Genomic DNA, 17665 nt, shown 5'->3' with positions numbered 1-17665 from the left:
TATGTTTATGTTAAAATATGTATGGGTATTAAGTAAAAATAAGACATAAGCAATTTAGGAGGCGTTTTTAATGGACTGGATTTTACCTATAGCAGGTCTAATTGCAGCTATAGCATTTTTAGTATTAGTAATCGGCATTGTAGTTGTTCTTTTATCTGTTAAGAAAAACTTAGACTACGTGGCTAAAACTCTTGATGGAATTGAAGGACAAATTCAAGGGATTACAAGAGAATCAACAGATTTACTTCATAAAGCAAACCGCTTAACTGAAGATATTCAAGATAAAGTGGACCGCTTAAATTCTGTAGTTGACGGAGTAAAAGGTATCGGTGATTCTATCCAAGATTTAGATGGATCAGTTGACCGAGTAACTAACTCAATTGCACATAATATTTCTCAAAACGAAGACAAAATTTCACAAGTCATCCAATGGTCAAACGTTGCGATGGAAATTGCTGATAAATGGCAATATAGAAAAGAACGTAGAGAAAGTGCAAACTACAGACGCTAATGGTTTAATGCAGTTCAACTTGAGCTGTATACCTCATCTGTAGGCTACATTATCATTTATAAGACGTACTAACTGCACTTAAATGAGGTTGAATCAACTTTGTTTAAGTGCTTTTACTTTATAGGAGGCAAATACATGAGAAAGAACGATGAAGCTAAATTAGAAATTTACGAAGTAGAAGCAATGTCTGATACTGTACGTAAAGATTTCGTTTATGGGTTTATTGCCGGTGTATTTATCGGTACAGCAGGTGGTTTCATTATTAATCAAGTGAAAAAACGTAAACAACTTGCACAACAAAATCAACCAGCTAAAGAGCAAAAACCATCAGTGAAAGAAAAAGTATCTGCACAAACAGATGCGCTAAAAGCCAATGCGCAAAGTCAAATTCAAGATATTAAAGATAAAGTACAACAGCTTAAATCTGATGTGAAACAAAAATTCAACAATGATGAGCAAGAAACTGATCCAAAAGCATTACGCGCACAAAAAGAAGCGATTCGTAATGAAGCATCAGCACATGACTTAGCAAATGTTTCACCAGAAGCTCAAGCGGCACAAACAGATGATAATCCTTTAAAATCATCACAACCTGATACAGTGCCTTTCCATGAATTCACAGCTTCAGGTAATGCATTAGCAGCTAAAGAAAAAGCAAAATTAATCGAAAATGATAATACTGTTGCGGCTAAAGTGGCAGAATTATTTAAAGCTGAACCTGTTAAATCAAGTGGTTTTAAAACAGTGCCAGTTTTAGTTACAGTTGCTGCAGCAACAGCAGCAGGCAGTAAAAAAGCAGCTGACGCAAAAGCAGCAAAACCTGCAGATGCAGAAAAACGCACTGCACAAACACATGAGAAAGCATCATTCGACAAAGGTGTGATTTCTCATGATAAAGCAACTGCAAATCATTCTGAAGCACATAAAGTACCAGAAGCATCAGGTAAAGTAGAATCTAAAACTGTAAATGATACAAAAACAACAAAAACTGAAACTACGAAGACTACAAACACACCAAAACAAACAGCATCTACAACTAAGAAGACAGCTAAAGCAACTTCTCCAAAAGATGCGACAAAAACAACAAAAACTACAACACAAAAACCAGCAGCAAAAGGTAGCAAAACAACAACACAAAAAACAACAACTAAAACGACAAAATCAGCTGCAAACAAATCATCAAAGAAACCAAGTGTAACAACTAAGAAAACATCATCAAATAACACAAAAGCACAACCAAAAGGCGAAACAACTAAAAAGAAAATTGAAAAGAAAACATTCAATGACTAATTGTACCTAAAAGAAATCAACCTTATTCTTTTTGAGGTTGATTTTCTTTTTTATTTTTAGTTACAATCTAGTTAAGGAATTGTGAGAAAATTACTAATAATCTAAAAACATGCAATTTATTTCGCTTTTCCCCTTGATTAATGATAAAGTTCTTGCTAGAATAACTGTTAAATTCAATATATTTAACGCTTTAAAGCGTGACAAATTGGATGCAAAATAATTACATAGAGGTGACCAAATAATGAACAAGTTAGAACAATACAGAAATGAAATTCAAGACATTAATGAAAAGATTTTAGACTTACTTGTAGAGCGTGGTAAGTTAGCGCAAAAAATTGGGGATGAAAAACGTAAACAAGGTACTAAAGTTTATGATCCTGAACGTGAAAAAGTGATGTTAAATGCTTTAATCGAAAAAAATAATGGTCCATTTAACGATAATGTAATTAAACAATTATTCAAAGAAATTTTTAAAGCATCCACTGACTTACAAAAATCAGAACACGAAAAACATTTGATTGTTTCAAGAAAATTAAAAGCTGAAGATACAATTGTGCGTTTTGAAAATGGCGGTGTGATCGGTGATGGCAATAAGTCATTCATCTTTGGCCCATGTTCAGTTGAATCACAAGAACAAGTTGATGCTGTGGCACAAGACCTACAAAGCAAAGGTTTAAAATTCATTCGTGGTGGGGCATTCAAACCACGTACGTCACCTTATGACTTCCAAGGTTTAGGCTTAGAAGGCTTGAAAATCCTTAAAAATGTTAAAGATAAATATAACTTAAATGTAGTAAGTGAAATTGTAACACCAGCTGATTTAGAATTAGCAGATGAATACTTAGATGTATTCCAAATTGGTGCACGTAACATGCAAAACTTCGAATTATTGAAAGAAGCAGGACGTACGAATAAACCAATTTTATTAAAACGTGGTTTATCAGCAACAATTGAAGAATTCATTTTTGCAGCTGAATACATTGCTTCACAAGGTAACCAAAATATTATTTTATGTGAACGCGGTATTAGAACATACGAAAAAGCAACACGTAATACGTTAGACATTTCTGCAGTGCCTATCCTTAAACAAGGTACGCATTTACCAGTAATGGTTGACGTTACGCACAGTACAGGAAGAAAAGATATTATGCTTCCAACAGCAAAAGCAGCGCTAGCGGTAGGTGCTGATGGTGTTATGGCAGAAGTACATCCGGATCCAGCAGTTGCCTTAAGCGACAGTGCACAACAAATGGATATTGAACAATTCAATCAATTCTATAATGAGTTGAAACCACTTGCTGATATGTACGACAGCAAACAATTACGCTAATTAATTGCTAATAAACAGCCTTTTAAATCAAAGTGTAAAAGCTTTGATTTAAAGGGCTTTTTCTGTTTTTCGGAACAGTCTATGTGTGACAAAACAGTGACATCAGAAAAAATTGTTTTGAGTTTGTGACAAATTATGGTACACTTTGAAAATGTTATGAAAACTTACTATAATAGTGTTTGAAACGCTTTCAGAAAGGGTGATATTATGACCGTTACTATTTATGATGTTGCAAGAGAAGCGCGTGTTTCCATGGCAACTGTTTCTCGTGTGGTAAATGGCAATCAAAATGTCAAACCGGAAACTAGAGATAAAGTAAATGCAGTCATCAAAAAGCTTAACTACAGACCTAATGCTGTTGCACGTGGGTTAGCAAGTAAAAAAACAACTACAGTCGGGGTTATTATTCCAGATATCTCCAATGTATACTATTCTCAACTCGCACGAGGGTTAGAAGATATTGCAACGATGTATAAATATCATTCAATTATTTCTAACTCTGATAATGATTTAGAAAAAGCTAAGGAAATCTTTAACAATCTACTCAGCAAACAAGTAGATGGTATTATTTTCTTGGGTGGTACGTTAGATGCAGAATTAGAAAGTTTAATTGAAAACTCTTCTGTACCTGTAGTGGTATCAGGCACAAGTGATGATGATAATACTGTCGCATCTGTAAATATCGACTATAAACAAGCCGCAGAAGAAGTGACCAATCATTTGATTCATTCAGGCGCAAAACGTTTTGCCTTTGTAGGCGGCAACAACTCTGAAAAAGCTGAAAATGATGTGTTATCAAGCTTAAAAGATACGCTCGCATCACATGGTTTAGCTTTAGATGATCAGTTGACGTTAAGAGGTAAAGAAACATATCGCGATGGAATTAAAGCTTTTGAAGAAATTAAAGCACATCAACCAGATGCAATATTATCAATCAGTGACGAACAAGCTATTGGTATTGTTCACGCTGCTGAAGATGCAAATGTTAATATTCCATCTGATTTACAAATTGTCAGCTTTAATAATACGCGTTTAGTTGAAATGGTTCGTCCTCAACTTTCAAGTGTGATTCAACCGCTTTATGACATCGGTGCAGTAGGCATGCGTCTATTAACAAAATATATGAATAATGAAACGATTGAAGATTCAACGGTAATTTTACCATATCGTATTGAGTACCGCGGTACGACGAAATAAAGTGAATCTATTTAAAAAGTCTGGAAGAAAGCATGATTACTTTCTCCCAGACTTTTTTAATGCCTTTATATTAGAACCAACTTGCGACTTGGTTGGCATGTTTTAAATTTTTAGCAGTAATTTCAGCGGTACGTGGAATTTCCATATAATCTAAACGTTTATCTTCCCAAGTCGTCGGTAAATCCGTTGGCGCATAAGTTTTCCATTTTTCTATCCAATCTTTAGGTAAATCACCATGTTGAATGGGGATGTCCATCAGACTTAAGAAAACGTGACTCCATGCTCTTGGGACTACACGCCAAATATTATAACCTCCGCCGCCAAACATCATCACTTTGCCATCTGTATATTCATCAGCAAGTGCCTTGATATAGTAGGGAATCGCATAGAGTGAATCGAGTGTGCAGTTCATATGTGTAAGTGGATCTAAGTAGTGGATATCAACGCCATGTACACTCAAGATGATATCTGGCTTAAATGATTTCACTACGGGTGTGACGGTACGTTTAAAACAGTCGATATACGAATCGTCTTCTGTATAAGGTTCAAGCGGTACATTGACTGAGTAGCTGAAACCTTGTTCTTTCCCACGTTCTGTATAATGGCCTGAACCTGGAAATAAAAATTTGCCTGTTTCATGAATGGAGTAATTCAGTATTTCATTTTGTGTATAGAAACTCCATTGTACACCATCCCCATGATGCGCATCGGTATCTATAATCATCACTTTCATGTTATAACGCTCTGATAAATATTTAGCGGTAATGGCGATATCATTATAGATACAAAAGCCATTAGCACGTCCTGGCAAGGCATGATGCAAACCTCCGCCTAAATGACAGCCATTTTTTACTTCACCTTGCACAATCATATCCGCAAGTTTTAACGCACCGCCGACAATACGTGCACTATGTTGATGCATATGTTTAAATTGTGAAGTATCTTCGTTCGCAAACCCATATTTTTTAGATTCTACCTCACTTAAAATTCCTCGAGAGGCGTGTTTAATCGCATTGACATAATCATAAGAATGAATTAAGGTTAGTTCTTCATCTGTCGCAATTCTAGGTGTGATGATTTGATTTGAGCTGAGTAAACCAGCATCAATTAATAATTCAGTCGTCAATTTAAGGCGCATTTGGTTAAATGGATGTTCATCACTAAACCGATAGCGCATTAATTGATTGGAATAGACATACCCCGTTTGTTTTTGATTTTGACTCATAAAATCTCCCCTTTAGTAGAAGAAGCGGTTCATAAAACGAATATCATCAAACGCCTCCATTTGGTCTAATGTTATACGCTTGCCGATTCTTGCCATTAAACAGTTTGCTGGATGTCCTGTGATTTCAGGATCATCTGTTGCGAAAATCTCTAATCCCCCATGCGACATCATTTTTTGCATTAATTTTTTATATTCATAGACGTCTAATTTAGAGTTTTTCAAATCCCAATGCCAATAGTATTCAGTCGTTAAGACAATATAATCTTCAAATTCATCTTTACTTAAGCTGATTTTAATCAATTCATTACCTAATCCAGTCCCACGATGCGGTAACGCAATTTCAATTGCCCCAAGTTCAATTAAGTAGGGCAAATTGCCAGTAGACCATCGCTCTAAAGGATCTGGATAATGATATGTGACATAGCCTACAATTTTATTTTCATGTCGTAAAACATAAATACGACCTTCAGGCAGTTCACTGATTTCTTGAATGGCTTCAAATTGTTCAATCGGCCTTCTAAAGGCATCTAAGCCATCATCATAATCCATTTGCTCAAGTTGATGACGTGGTACAGGTCCTTCAATGACATATGTTGTATCGTGTCTTGTATATGTTTGTTGCACATAGGTTTTGACATGTTCCATCTTGCCACATCCTTTTCCATATTCTCCTAGATGAGTGAGTACATTTTTCTTTTTTACGTAATTAATAAAGATTTCACGTATTCAATCTAATTATAATGGATTTAATATTAATTTACACACAAATCAGAATTATCGCAATAATTTTTGAATCTTTAGAATGATTTTTGTATAATAGTTTTTGAAAGCGATTTCAAACAAAGGGGGCAATTCAAATGAAAGTTGATATTTATAAAGGGGGAGAAGGTAATTATAACCTTCAGAACTATGAAGAAACGTATCAGAACTTTGATTGGAAGGAAGTAGAAAAAGCTTTTTCATGGTATGACACAGGAAAGGTCAATATGGCCTATGAGTGTATTGATCGTCATGTAGATAATGGTCTTGGGGATAAAGTGGCCTTAAACTACAAAGATGCTAAACGCAAAGAAAGTTATACTTACCAAGAAATGCAGCAATTATCTAATAAAGCAGGCAATGTTTTAAAAGACAAAGCACACGTAGAAAAAGGGGATCGTGTCTTTATCTTTATGCCAAGAACGCCAGAATTATACTTTGCGTTCTTCGGAATCTTAAAAATTGGTGCGATTGTAGGACCATTATTTGAAGCATTTATGGAAAAAGCAGTTGCTGACCGCTTAGAAAACAGTGATGCAAAAGTTATTATCACTACGAATGATTTAGTAGATCGTATTCCTAAAGAAGGGTTACCGAACTTAGAAAAAATTGTTGTAGTAGATAGTGATGGTGTAGATGATAAATATGTAGATTTCCAAAAAGAAATGGAAGATGCAAGTGAAACATTTGATATTGAATGGTTAGACCGCGAAGATGGTTTAATCCTACACTATACATCTGGTTCTACAGGACAACCTAAAGGTGTGCTGCACGTTCAAGATGCGATGATTGTACACTATATCTCAGGGAAATATGTACTTGATTTACAAGAGGACGATATTTATTGGTGTACAGCAGACCCAGGTTGGGTAACTGGCACATCTTACGGTATTTTCGCACCATGGTTAAACGGTGTCACAAATTGTATCGCTGGCGGACGTTTCTCTCCTGAAGCATGGTATGGCATGATTGAAGAGTTTAAAGTAACAGTTTGGTATACAGCACCGACAGCTTTACGTATGTTAATGAGTGCTGGTGATGATGTGGTGAAAAAATATGACTTATCATCATTAAGAGAAGTCTATTCAGTAGGTGAACCATTAAACCCTGAAGTGATTAAGTGGGCTAAAGAAGTCTTAGAACATACGGTGTTAGATACATGGTGGATGACTGAAACTGGCGGTCATATGATTGTCAACTATCCTTCAATGGACGTTAAATTAGGTTCAATGGGTAAACCATTACCAGGTATTGAAGCGGCTATCGTAGATGATCAAGGTAATGAATTACCACCAAATCGTATGGGTAACTTAGCGATTAAAAAAGGGTGGCCATCTATGATGCGCAAAATTTGGAAGAACCCAGAAAAGTATGATTCTTACTTTATCGGTGATTGGTATGTATCAGGAGACTCAGCTTACCAAGATGAAGATGGTTACTTCTGGTTCCAAGGTCGCGTCGATGATGTCATTATGACAGCGGGTGAACGTGTCGGACCATTTGAAGTAGAATCTAAATTAGTAGAACATCCAGCAGTTGCTGAAGCAGGTGTTATTGGTAAGCCAGACCCAGTACGCGGTGAAATTATTAAGGCATTCGTCGCATTAAATCATGGTTATGATGCTGATGATGAATTGAAAGAAGATATCAGACAGTTTGTGAAACATGGTTTATCAGCACATGCTGCACCGAGAGAGATTGAGTTTAAAGAGAAATTACCTAAGACACGTTCAGGTAAAATTATGAGACGTGTGTTAAAAGCTTGGGAACTTGATCTCCCTGAAGGTGATTTAAGTACAATGGAAGACTAATCAGTACTGAAGCAGACAATAAAATAGATTAAAAACATAAGCGGTACCAAATCATCAAATTCAATTTGGTATCGCTTACATTATTGCAAAATAACGCTTTTAGATAAATTTTTATCACTGATTTTTGTAAAATTACCATAAAAGTAAGAATACTTAAAAATTCAGGATGAATATGTTCGACATTAAATGTATATTTCGATATGATGAATGATGTAAAAGGTTTTAAAACAGTTGAAGCCATTCTCTTTTACTGCATTTATCATATTGTATTTTTAAAGCGTTGAGGGCATGAAAGTATAAGATATTTCAACAGTAAATAGAGGATAGTAGAAACTGAATTTCAATTACTTAATAAGGGGCTGAATGAATTGAGTCATTTATCAGATTTGGATATAGCGAATCAAGCTACATTACAACCAATCAAAGACATTGCAGAAAAAGTTGGTATTTCGGAAGATGCTTTAGAGCCTTATGGCCACTATAAAGCTAAAATTGATATTAACCAATTGAAAGACAATGGGGACAAAGGGAAAGTTGTTCTTGTAACTGCAATGAGTCCAACACCAGCTGGTGAAGGTAAATCAACAGTAACAGTTGGTTTAGCAGATGCGTTCCACGAATTAGGTGAAAATGTCGTAATGGCATTACGTGAACCAGCATTAGGTCCGGTTTTCGGTATTAAAGGCGGCGCTACAGGCGGCGGTTATGCACAAGTATTGCCGATGGAAGATATTAACTTACACTTTAACGGTGACTTCCACGCAATTACAACTGCAAACAACGCTTTATCAGCATTCATCGATAACCACATTCATCAAGGTAATGCATTAGGTATCGACCAACGCCGTATCGAATGGAAGCGTGTGTTAGACATGAACGACCGTGCTTTAAGACAAGTTATTGTAGGTCTTGGCGGACCAACACAAGGTGTTCCACGTGAAGATGGATTCAACATCACAGTAGCGTCTGAAATTATGGCGATTCTTTGCCTAAGCACTGGCTTAAAAGACTTAAAAGAAAGCATCGCTAAAATTACAATCGGTTACACACGTGATCGTAAACCTGTAACAGTTGCTGACTTAGAAGTTGAAGGTGCACTTGCGATGATTCTTAAAGACGCAATCAAACCTAACTTGGTACAATCAATTGAGGGTACACCAGCATTAATTCATGGTGGACCATTCGCAAACATAGCACATGGTTGTAACTCAATTATTGCAACTGAAACTGCGCGTAAATTAGCGGATGTTGTGGTGACTGAAGCTGGTTTCGGTTCAGACTTAGGTGCAGAAAAATTCATGAACATCAAGTCTCGTAAAGCTGGATTTGAACCAAGTGCTGCAGTTGTTGTAGCAACAATCCGTGCATTGAAGATGCATGGCGGCGTAGCAAAAGATGACTTGAAAGAAGAAAATGTTCAAGCTGTCAAAGATGGTTTAGAAAACTTAGCACGCCATATCAAAAACATCCGTTCATTCGGTGTAGAACCTGTTGTTGCATTAAATGCTTTCGTAGCTGACACAGATGCTGAAACTAAAGTAGTTGAAGATTGGGCGAAAGAAAACAACGTACGTATTGCTTTAACTGAAGTTTGGGAAAAAGGCGGTAAAGGCGGCGTTGAATTAGCTAAACAAGTTAAAGAAGTATTAAATGAAGAACATGAATTCAAAAATACGTATGAACTTGATGAGCCAATCGAAGACAAAATCGAAAAAATCGTTAAAAACATCTATGGCGGTAAAAAAGTAACATTTACAAGCAAAGCACAAAAACAATTGAAACAAATTAAAGAAAATGGCTGGGATAACTACCCAGTATGTATGGCTAAAACACAATATTCATTCTCAGATGATAAAGATTTATTAGGTGCGCCTGATGATTTCGAAATCACTATCAGAGAATTACAAGCCAAAACAGGAGCTGGCTTTATTGTTGCATTAACTGGTGCGATTATGACAATGCCTGGCTTACCTAAAAAACCAGCAGCATTAAATATGGACGTTACTGAAGACGGCCATGCTAAAGGTTTATTCTAATATAGGCTTTAAATGAAATAAGACCCTGAAGTGTGAGTATCATACTCATAACTTCAGGGTCTTTTTGTCATTAAATGACTTTGTATATCATATTTTTCTGCTTTTTCATACGTCGTTTCAGAGATTAATCCTTCAACCCTCATACGCCATAGCACGTAATGTTGACGATGAATACCAATTTCTAATTCATCTTTTGGTTTAAGCGTGCCATCTGCTTGATACGGTGTATAGTAGTAGGGGCTTTGGACTAACCCGACCAGATAGGCCGCTTCCGGCAAATTCACATCACTCGGCGGCTTCCCGAATAAACTAAAAGATGCAGAGCCAATCCCTGTAATATTATCACCGTTATAATCACGTCCGAAAGGCACAATATTCAAGTACGTATATAATATTTCCTCTTTCGTCATAATACGTTCAAGTTTTAGTGCCAATACGATTTCATTCGCCTTACGGTTATAGGTCTTATCATTATTCAACACTTGGTTTTTAATGACTTGCTGTGTGATGGTACTTCCGCCTGAAGACACTTCTGTTGCAAAGATATCTTGGAAAATGGCTCTAAGCAGTGCTTTCGGTAATATCCCGTCATGCTTATAATAAAGTGAATCTTCAGAAGCAATGAGTGCTTTAGGGATGAGATCATTTACACTTTCGGGTCCGACAAGTAAAGGATTTTGCGACTGATCATATTGTGTTAAGAAATCTTTCTTTTTGTAATCAACTTGTTCATCACCGGGTACATTCAGTACTGCTTCACGCAACGCGGTATCCGTAATATTTTCTGACTGAGCTGTCATACTCATAAAGAAACCGACTAACAAACCGGTGGCTAAACTCAAAGTCAGCAATATAATAATGAACAGCCAAACGAAAGAATATTTAATTCGCTTATACCACTTTTCAAAGATGCGAAGCGGGGTAGAAGCCAAGGGTTCATTAAGTTTGAATGATTTCATATTTCTCCTCCATTAATTAAACATAGTATAGCATAATTGTATTCAAGTTGACTTTTAAAAAACAGTTGATTATAATGAATACAAATTAATAAGTTTTGGATAAGGAGAAGTAACTCATTTGATTGTTTTCAGAGAACTGGTGGTCGCTGCGAACCAGTAACAACAAATAAGCGAATACACCTGTTGCCTTAATCGTAAGTATCCAACGTTTGACTTAATGAACGTATCATTAATGAAAGTAACCTTTAAGTATGGTGGTACCGTGCAATAGATGCGCCCTTACAGATTAATTCTGTAAGGGTTTTTTATTTTCCTAAATTCCAAAATAGCGAAACACAAAATATGAGGAGGAATATGAAATGACAAATGAATTATTACAAGATTTAGAGTGGCGTGGCTTAGTATATCAACAAACAGATGCTGAAGGATTTGAAGCATTATTAAATAAAGAGCAAGTAACATTATATTGTGGTGTAGACCCAACTGCAGATAGTATGCATATTGGTCACTTATTACCACTCTTAACATTACGTCGTTTCCAAGAACATGGTCATAAACCGATTGTGTTAATTGGCGGCGGTACAGGTATGATTGGTGATCCATCAGGCAGAACAGATGAGCGTGTGCTACAAACAGTATCACAAGTGGAAGATAACGTACGCGGAATTGGTGCGCAAATGGATAAAATCTTTGATTTTTCTGGTGAAGATGCAGCACAACTTGTTAACAACAAAGATTGGTTAAGCCAAATTTCATTAATCGACTTCCTACGTGATTACGGTAAACACGTTGGTGTTAACTATATGTTAGGGAAAGACTCAGTACAATCTCGTTTAGAAAAAGGGATTTCATATACTGAATTTACTTACATGATATTACAAGCTATCGATTTTGGTCATTTAAACCGTGAGTTCAATTGTAAAGTTCAAATCGGCGGTTCTGACCAATGGGGCAACATTACAAGCGGTATTGAATTAATGCGTCGTATGTATGGTCAAACAGAAGCGTTTGGTTTCACAATTCCGTTGGTGACTAAGGCAGATGGTAAAAAATTCGGTAAATCAGAGTCAGGTACTGTTTGGTTAGACGCTGAAAAAACAAGTCCGTACGAATTATACCAATTCTGGATTAATACCTCAGATGAAGATGTGATTAAGTTCTTAAAATACTTCACTTTCTTAGATAAAGCTGAAATCGAAGCATTAGAAGCATCTAAAAATGAAGCACCGCATAAACGTGAAGCGCAAAAAGCACTTGCTGAAAATGTAGTACGCTTTATTCACGGCCAAGCTGCTTTAGATGATGCGATTCGTATTTCAGAAGCATTATTCAGAGGTAACTTAAAAGCACTTAGCAGTAAAGAGTTACGTGAAGGCTTTAAAGATGTGCCACAAGCTGCGGTAAGTCACGAGACAACTAATATTGTTGATTTCATCGTAGAAGCGGGTATTTCTTCTTCTAAACGTCAAGCACGTGAAGATGTATCTAATGGTGCGATTTACATTAACGGTGAACGTCAACAAGATTTAAACTATGAAATTGCTGATGAAGATAAAATTGATAATGAATTTACAATTGTTAGACGCGGTAAAAAGAAATACTTCATGGTGAAATACCAATAAGCAAGTGAGTCAAAAATAGACCAAAATTAATAAGAGCATAATAAAAAATCAAACGCTTGAAGAGTGGATTCTCTTTCAAGCGTTTGATGCTTTCATAGGGTTATTTTTTGCCTAAATGTACATTGACATCTTGTTTTTTACCATCACGAATCACTGTGACTTTCAGAGTTTCGCCTGGTTTTTTGTTTTCATATAAGTATGATCTTAAATCACTATCATCTTTAACCGCTTTACCATCTGCTTCAATGATAATATCGCCTTCTTTAAGGTCACTGCTGCTTGATGCTTTAGCAACATAAACACCTTCGTTTTTATCAGTATTTAATTCACGCTTGTAGCGCTCAGGAATATCACTGAGATTAATTGTGCCAATACCGATAGAAGGGCGTTCAACTTTGCCGTGTTTTACAAGTTGTTCGATTGTAATTTTTACTTCATTACTTGGAATCGCAAATCCGATACCTTCAACTTGTGCCATAGAAATTTTCATAGAGTTGATACCGACTAAATCACCATCTAAATTGACAAGCGCACCCCCAGAGTTACCTGGGTTAATCGCCGCATCAGTTTGTAGTACAGAGACTTTATTATTGCCGGCTGAAGTTTGTGTTTCTATGTTACGTTCATTTGCGGAAATGATACCTGATGTCACGGTATTCGCAAATTCTAACCCTAATGGATTACCGATCGCAAAAACACTATCTCCAGTTTTTACTTTAGATGAGTTTGCGAATTTAATTGCTTTTGTACCTGGTGCATTTTCAACTTTTAATACTGCAATATCAGTTAAGGCATCTTTACCAACTAATTTGGCATCGACTTGTTTTGTGTCATGAAGTTGCACTTTAATTTCGTTCGCACCATCAACGACATGATTGTTTGTGACAATATAAGCGCCGTCACCAGATTTTTGATAAATCACGCCTGAACCGATACCCGCTTCTTGTGATTTACCTGCAGAGCCGTTGAAGAAGTCTTCTAAGCTTTGCGCTTTCTGCATATTGATGACACCTACAATAGAAGGAGACACATCGTTAATCATTTGATTAACAGATTTATATTTTGAACTTTTACCGTCCAACACATTGCCGCCTTTACTATTTGAAGCCTCTTGTACGGTAGCACCATTGTTCGATGGATTCATCAATTTTGAAGCACCGAAGACAATTAACGCGCCAACGATTCCTGAGAGTAACGCGATAAGAATTACACGTATCCATGGGAATGAACGTTTAGGCGGTTGATGATTTTCATTATAGTATTCAGTCATTGAATTCCTCCCAATATGTTTCTTTTATTATTATCATATGTTTACTTCATAATTTCTACTAATTTGCTATAGTGTTGTGATAATTTAAAATAAAACAAATGATGACAGAATTAAGAGAAGCTTGAAATAGGCTTGTTGCTAAGGGGTGGAAGTGATAAAATTTGGATAGTTAAATAAACAATTTAGTAGGTGACAAAATGTATAAATTTATCAGTAGAATTTTATATTGGATCATTTTCAGACTATGTAAATCGCTGAAAATCTATGGTAAAGAAAATGTGCCGCAACTTAACCGTTATGTTGTAACATGCAACCATGAGAGTTATAACGAAGTGATTATGCTTGGTATGGCACTTTATCCAAATCAAATCCATTATATGGCTAAAAAAGAATTATTTTATAATCCAGTTTTTGGTAATTTCTTAAAATCATTAAATGCTTTCCCAGTGGATCGTGAAAATCCAGGACCAAGTACGATTAAAACACCCGTAAATTTACTGAAAAAGAATAAAACAATCGGCATGTTCCCAGCAGGACATCGTACATCTGAAGAAACACCATTAAAACGTGGTGCAGCTACAATTGCGATGATGGCAAAAGTACCGATTGTACCAGCAGCGTATGAAGGTCCAACTAAAATTTTAGGTATGATTACTGGCCAAGCTAAAATTATCTTTGGTGAGCCGATTGATACAAACGCATTGCCAAGTCATTTAAAAAAACGTCATGAAAAAGTTGACTATATAACACAAGAATTAACAAACCGTACAAGAGCATTACAACAAGAATTGAAACAGTTACCTAAATAAGAACATGAACTTAAAGTCAGATGACGGTAGAGAAGACAGCTCCTACACCACATCTGGCTTTATTTTTGTGTTTTCATAACAATTATAGAGAGAGAAGGATGAACAGTGTATAACTTTTTACAACGTCTTGGACGTTCATTAATGCTGCCTGTAGCCGTTTTACCAGCTGCAGCCATTATTATTGGTATTGGGAACTTATTAAAAGCATTGAAGGTTACACCCGTTTTAGCTGAATTTATTTTCCAAAGCGGGATTGCCGTTTTAGGACAGCTTGGTTTATTATTTGCGATTGGTGTCGCATTAGGTATGGCGAAAAAGAATGATGGATCTGTAGCACTCGCTGCAGTCGTTGGCTATTTCGTCGTAACATCTGCATTAAAGCCAGAAGTATTAGCTCAAATTTTACAAGTGAAGGAAGACAGCTTGAATATCGGGTTCACTGCGATGAATAACCAAAATGTCTTCATTGGCTTAATCATTGGTTTAATCGCCGCATTTTGCTACAACAAATTTAGCGCAACGGAATTACCCACTGCGTTGTCATTCTTTAGCGGTAAACGTTTAGTGCCGATTATGACCGCATTTTTATCCGTTATTTTAACGATTATTTTAGTATTTGTTTGGCCAATTGTTTACAGTGGCATCATTTCATTTGGTAAGTGGATTATGGACTTTGGTGCTTTTGGCGCATTCTTATATGGATTCTTCAACCGTTTATTGATTCCGACAGGCTTGCACCATGCGCTTAATTCAGTTTTCTGGTTCGATTTAGCAGGGATTAATGATATCGCTAAATTCCAAACAGGTGACGGTGCTGTAAAAGGTGTGACAGGCAGATATATGGCTGGTTTCTTCCCAGTCATGATGTTTGGTATACCTGCCGCTGCTTTAGCTATGTACCAAACTGCAGAATCAAAACAAAAGAAACGTGTAGCTGGATTAATGTTAGCAGGTTCAATTTCAGCATTCTTTGTTGGCGTAACTGAACCGATTGAATTCGCGTTTATGTTTGCTGCACCTGTATTATTTGTGATTCACGCATTATTAACAGGCTTATCTTTATTTATCGCCGCATTATTCCATTGGACAGCAGGCTTCTCATTCAGTGCGGGTCTTATTGATTTCTTATTATCATTAATCAATCCGGTTTCTAATCATCCATGGATGTTGATGGTACAAGGCGTTGTCTTCTTTGTGATTTACTATGTAGTATTTAGAGCAGCTATCTCAATCTTTAATTTAAATACACCTGGACGTGGAGAAGAAAAAATTGCTGATCCTGTAACAGCAGAGGGTGCTGAGACAAGCACACAAGGAGAAGGTGGCAAATATACTGCGATGTCCGCACAAATTATTTCAGGATTAGGCGGCAAAGCAAACATTACTTCTTTAACGAACTGTGCAACCCGCTTACGTTTAGAAGTGGCAGACCTCAATCAAATTGATAAAGCACAAATTAAACAATCCGGTGCTGCCGGCGTCACAACGAGCGGACAACATAATGTTCAAGTGATTATCGGTACACAAGTTCAACAAGTAGCTGATGAAGTAGAAAGACAATTAGAGACACAATAGAATCATAGCACGGAGACATCTTGACAGGAGTTGTCTTCGTGCTATTGCTTATTTATGTATAAGTTTGTATAATATTAATTATTCTGAATTTTCCGAAGTAGGTGGAGAAATGAAAGCAGTATTATTTGATGTTGATGGTGTTTTTTTAAGTGAAGAAAGATGTTTTGATGTTTCAGCGTTAACTGTATATGAAATGCTGATGAGTCAGCACTTTTTAAAATTAATGCCGAGCGTGACATTTAATTCTATTAATGATAGTGAAATCAATTTAATTCGTCAAGTAGTTTTTGATCAAGATAATATTTTAAATGCGATGAAATCTCGTGGTTTAAATTCCAACTGGGACATGTTGTTTATTGTCTTATCCATTCACTTGATTGATTTACTTAAAACATTACCTAAAGCAGATAGAGAAGCCTTTTTAACTGCACATCCGTTCACAGATGTGACGCTTCAAGAAGTTGGAGAGTTGGTAGGCAAACAACAAGTCGATTTTATGAAGCCGCTGCACTTTATTGAAAACGCAGAATCAGGTAAAACTAAAATTTACCGCGATTTACGTGATTATGCGGCAGAACAACTTGAGACAGAAAATACCGAACTGTTTGAAATTCGCAGTTCTTTATGGGAAATTGCACAAGAGGTTTTCCAAGAATGGTATTTAGGTCATCGTTTATATCGTAAGGTAGAGGAAAAGACACCAAGAAGTGATTTTAAAACAGGCTATATTTATCATGAAGAAGAGTTGGCAGAAGCAGAAAAAATTAAAACATTGTTAAATGATTTACAAGAAGCGGGCTATACTTTAGCTGTTGCGACAGGACGACCAAGAACGGAAACTTTAGTACCTTTTGAAGATAAAGGCTTCTTGAAATATTTCGATGAGGCACATGTTGTTTCAGCAACAGAAGTGTTAAAAGCAGAAGAATTGTTTCCAAATCTTAAACCATTAGGCAAACCGAATCCGTTTTGTTATATTGCGGCATATAACGGTAATAGCGAAGCAGATTATCAAAATTATGCAGAACAACAAGAACAAAGATTTGCTGGAGAAGAGATATACATAGTCGGTGACTCTCTTGCAGACTTATTCAGTGCTCAAAAGACAGGTGCAACTTTCATTGGGACACTCACGGGTTTAAAAGGGGAAAAAGCGAAAGAAGAATTAGAATCTTATCATGCGGACTATATCGTGGATAATATTCTAGATATTCGTTCAATCTTATTATAATGAAAAACCGGTAAACTGGAATTTATATCCTAGTTTACCG

14 protein-coding genes are annotated in these 17665 nt (G+C 36.3%); 10 read left to right on the top strand and 4 right to left on the bottom strand.

From position 1 onward, the window contains the following. The first annotated feature begins 70 nt into the window (after window positions 1-70). The 4 genes from ACFCT9_RS04160 to ccpA all read left to right on the top strand — a co-directional run bounded on the left by ACFCT9_RS04160 (window position 71) and on the right by ccpA (window position 4328). On the top strand, window positions 71-511 hold the full coding sequence (locus tag ACFCT9_RS04160) for a DUF948 domain-containing protein (protein ID WP_412521133.1): 441 nt from the start codon (window positions 71-73) through the stop codon (window positions 509-511). 135 nt (window positions 512-646) lie between these two features. Then, window positions 647-1801, top strand: a complete 1155-nt coding sequence (locus ACFCT9_RS04155) for a hypothetical protein (protein ID WP_412521131.1) — start codon at window positions 647-649, stop codon at window positions 1799-1801. Window positions 1802-2039: 238 nt separating this feature from the next. Continuing rightward, window positions 2040-3131 carry a bifunctional 3-deoxy-7-phosphoheptulonate synthase/chorismate mutase gene (locus tag ACFCT9_RS04150; protein WP_412521615.1) on the top strand — a complete coding sequence of 364 codons (1092 nt, stop codon included), beginning with the start codon at window positions 2040-2042 and terminating at the stop codon, window positions 3129-3131. Between the two features lie 207 nt (window positions 3132-3338). Continuing rightward, on the top strand, window positions 3339-4328 hold the full coding sequence (gene ccpA, locus ACFCT9_RS04145; protein ID WP_412521129.1) for a catabolite control protein A: 990 nt from the start codon (window positions 3339-3341) through the stop codon (window positions 4326-4328). A 70-nt stretch (window positions 4329-4398) separates the two neighbouring features. On the opposite strand, the gene ACFCT9_RS04140 is transcribed toward ccpA, so the two are convergent. After that, window positions 4399-5553: an acetoin utilization protein AcuC gene (locus tag ACFCT9_RS04140; RefSeq protein WP_412521127.1), complete on the bottom strand. Its 1155-nt coding sequence runs from the start codon at window positions 5551-5553 to the stop codon at window positions 4399-4401. 12 nt (window positions 5554-5565) lie between these two features. Then, on the bottom strand, window positions 5566-6198 hold the full coding sequence (locus tag ACFCT9_RS04135; RefSeq protein WP_412521125.1) for a GNAT family N-acetyltransferase: 633 nt from the start codon (window positions 6196-6198) through the stop codon (window positions 5566-5568). Window positions 6199-6410: 212 nt separating this feature from the next. Between ACFCT9_RS04135 and acsA the strand changes: the two genes are divergently transcribed. After that, window positions 6411-8123 (top strand): acetate--CoA ligase, encoded by a 1713-nt coding sequence (gene acsA, locus ACFCT9_RS04130; protein WP_412521123.1) that lies wholly within the window; start codon window positions 6411-6413, stop codon window positions 8121-8123. A gap of 368 nt (window positions 8124-8491) precedes the next feature. Further along, a complete protein-coding gene (locus ACFCT9_RS04125; protein WP_412521121.1) occupies window positions 8492-10159 on the top strand; it encodes a formate--tetrahydrofolate ligase in 1668 nt (555 codons plus the stop codon). A 53-nt stretch (window positions 10160-10212) separates the two neighbouring features. Here the strand turns inward: ACFCT9_RS04125 and ACFCT9_RS04120 are convergent, their stop codons facing one another. Further along, window positions 10213-11118, bottom strand: coding sequence for a transglycosylase domain-containing protein (locus ACFCT9_RS04120; protein WP_412521120.1), 906 nt, complete (start codon window positions 11116-11118; stop codon window positions 10213-10215). Between the two features lie 359 nt (window positions 11119-11477). Here ACFCT9_RS04120 and tyrS point away from each other — a divergent pair, with 359 nt between their 5' ends. Further along, entirely contained in the window at window positions 11478-12740 is a 1263-nt protein-coding gene (gene tyrS, locus ACFCT9_RS04115) for a tyrosine--tRNA ligase (RefSeq protein ID WP_412521118.1), read from the top strand. 100 nt (window positions 12741-12840) lie between these two features. On the opposite strand, the gene ACFCT9_RS04110 is transcribed toward tyrS, so the two are convergent. Next, complete coding sequence (locus ACFCT9_RS04110; RefSeq protein ID WP_412521117.1) at window positions 12841-14010, bottom strand: S1C family serine protease; 1170 nt, start codon at window positions 14008-14010, stop codon at window positions 12841-12843. A gap of 197 nt (window positions 14011-14207) precedes the next feature. Between ACFCT9_RS04110 and ACFCT9_RS04105 the strand changes: the two genes are divergently transcribed. The 3 genes from ACFCT9_RS04105 (at window position 14208) to ACFCT9_RS04095 (ending at window position 17625) form a co-directional block, all read left to right on the top strand. Further along, window positions 14208-14819, top strand: coding sequence for a lysophospholipid acyltransferase family protein (locus ACFCT9_RS04105; RefSeq protein WP_412521115.1), 612 nt, complete (start codon window positions 14208-14210; stop codon window positions 14817-14819). Window positions 14820-14924: 105 nt separating this feature from the next. Continuing rightward, on the top strand, window positions 14925-16394 hold the full coding sequence (nagE, locus tag ACFCT9_RS04100; protein ID WP_412521114.1) for an N-acetylglucosamine-specific PTS transporter subunit IIBC: 1470 nt from the start codon (window positions 14925-14927) through the stop codon (window positions 16392-16394). Window positions 16395-16503: 109 nt separating this feature from the next. Beyond that, a complete protein-coding gene (locus ACFCT9_RS04095) occupies window positions 16504-17625 on the top strand; it encodes an HAD family hydrolase (protein WP_412521112.1) in 1122 nt (373 codons plus the stop codon). The last annotated feature ends 40 nt before the right edge of the window (window positions 17626-17665 follow it).

It is taken from the genome of Staphylococcus simulans (assembly GCF_047037175.1).
GTDB classification, from domain to species: domain Bacteria; phylum Bacillota; class Bacilli; order Staphylococcales; family Staphylococcaceae; genus Staphylococcus; species Staphylococcus simulans_C.
The sequence above is the reverse complement of the archived record's forward strand: the minus strand, read 5'-3'. Positions and strand labels throughout refer to the sequence as shown.

Excerpts from the sequence above, each read along its gene's own strand:
- ACFCT9_RS04160 (WP_412521133.1), top strand. The coding sequence starts at position 71 with ATGGACTGGATTTTACCTATAGCAGGTCTAATTGCAGCTATAGCATTT.
- ACFCT9_RS04155 (WP_412521131.1), top strand. The coding sequence starts at position 647 with ATGAGAAAGAACGATGAAGCTAAATTAGAAATTTACGAAGTAGAAGCA.
- ccpA (WP_412521129.1), top strand. The coding sequence starts at position 3,339 with ATGACCGTTACTATTTATGATGTTGCAAGAGAAGCGCGTGTTTCCATG.
- ACFCT9_RS04140 (WP_412521127.1), bottom strand. The coding sequence starts at position 5,553 with ATGAGTCAAAATCAAAAACAAACGGGGTATGTCTATTCCAATCAATTA.
- ACFCT9_RS04135 (WP_412521125.1), bottom strand. The coding sequence starts at position 6,198 with ATGGAACATGTCAAAACCTATGTGCAACAAACATATACAAGACACGAT.
- acsA (WP_412521123.1), top strand. The coding sequence starts at position 6,411 with ATGAAAGTTGATATTTATAAAGGGGGAGAAGGTAATTATAACCTTCAG.
- ACFCT9_RS04120 (WP_412521120.1), bottom strand. The coding sequence starts at position 11,118 with ATGAAATCATTCAAACTTAATGAACCCTTGGCTTCTACCCCGCTTCGC.
- tyrS (WP_412521118.1), top strand. The coding sequence starts at position 11,478 with ATGACAAATGAATTATTACAAGATTTAGAGTGGCGTGGCTTAGTATAT.
- ACFCT9_RS04110 (WP_412521117.1), bottom strand. The coding sequence starts at position 14,010 with ATGACTGAATACTATAATGAAAATCATCAACCGCCTAAACGTTCATTC.
- ACFCT9_RS04105 (WP_412521115.1), top strand. The coding sequence starts at position 14,208 with ATGTATAAATTTATCAGTAGAATTTTATATTGGATCATTTTCAGACTA.
- ACFCT9_RS04095 (WP_412521112.1), top strand. The coding sequence starts at position 16,504 with ATGAAAGCAGTATTATTTGATGTTGATGGTGTTTTTTTAAGTGAAGAA.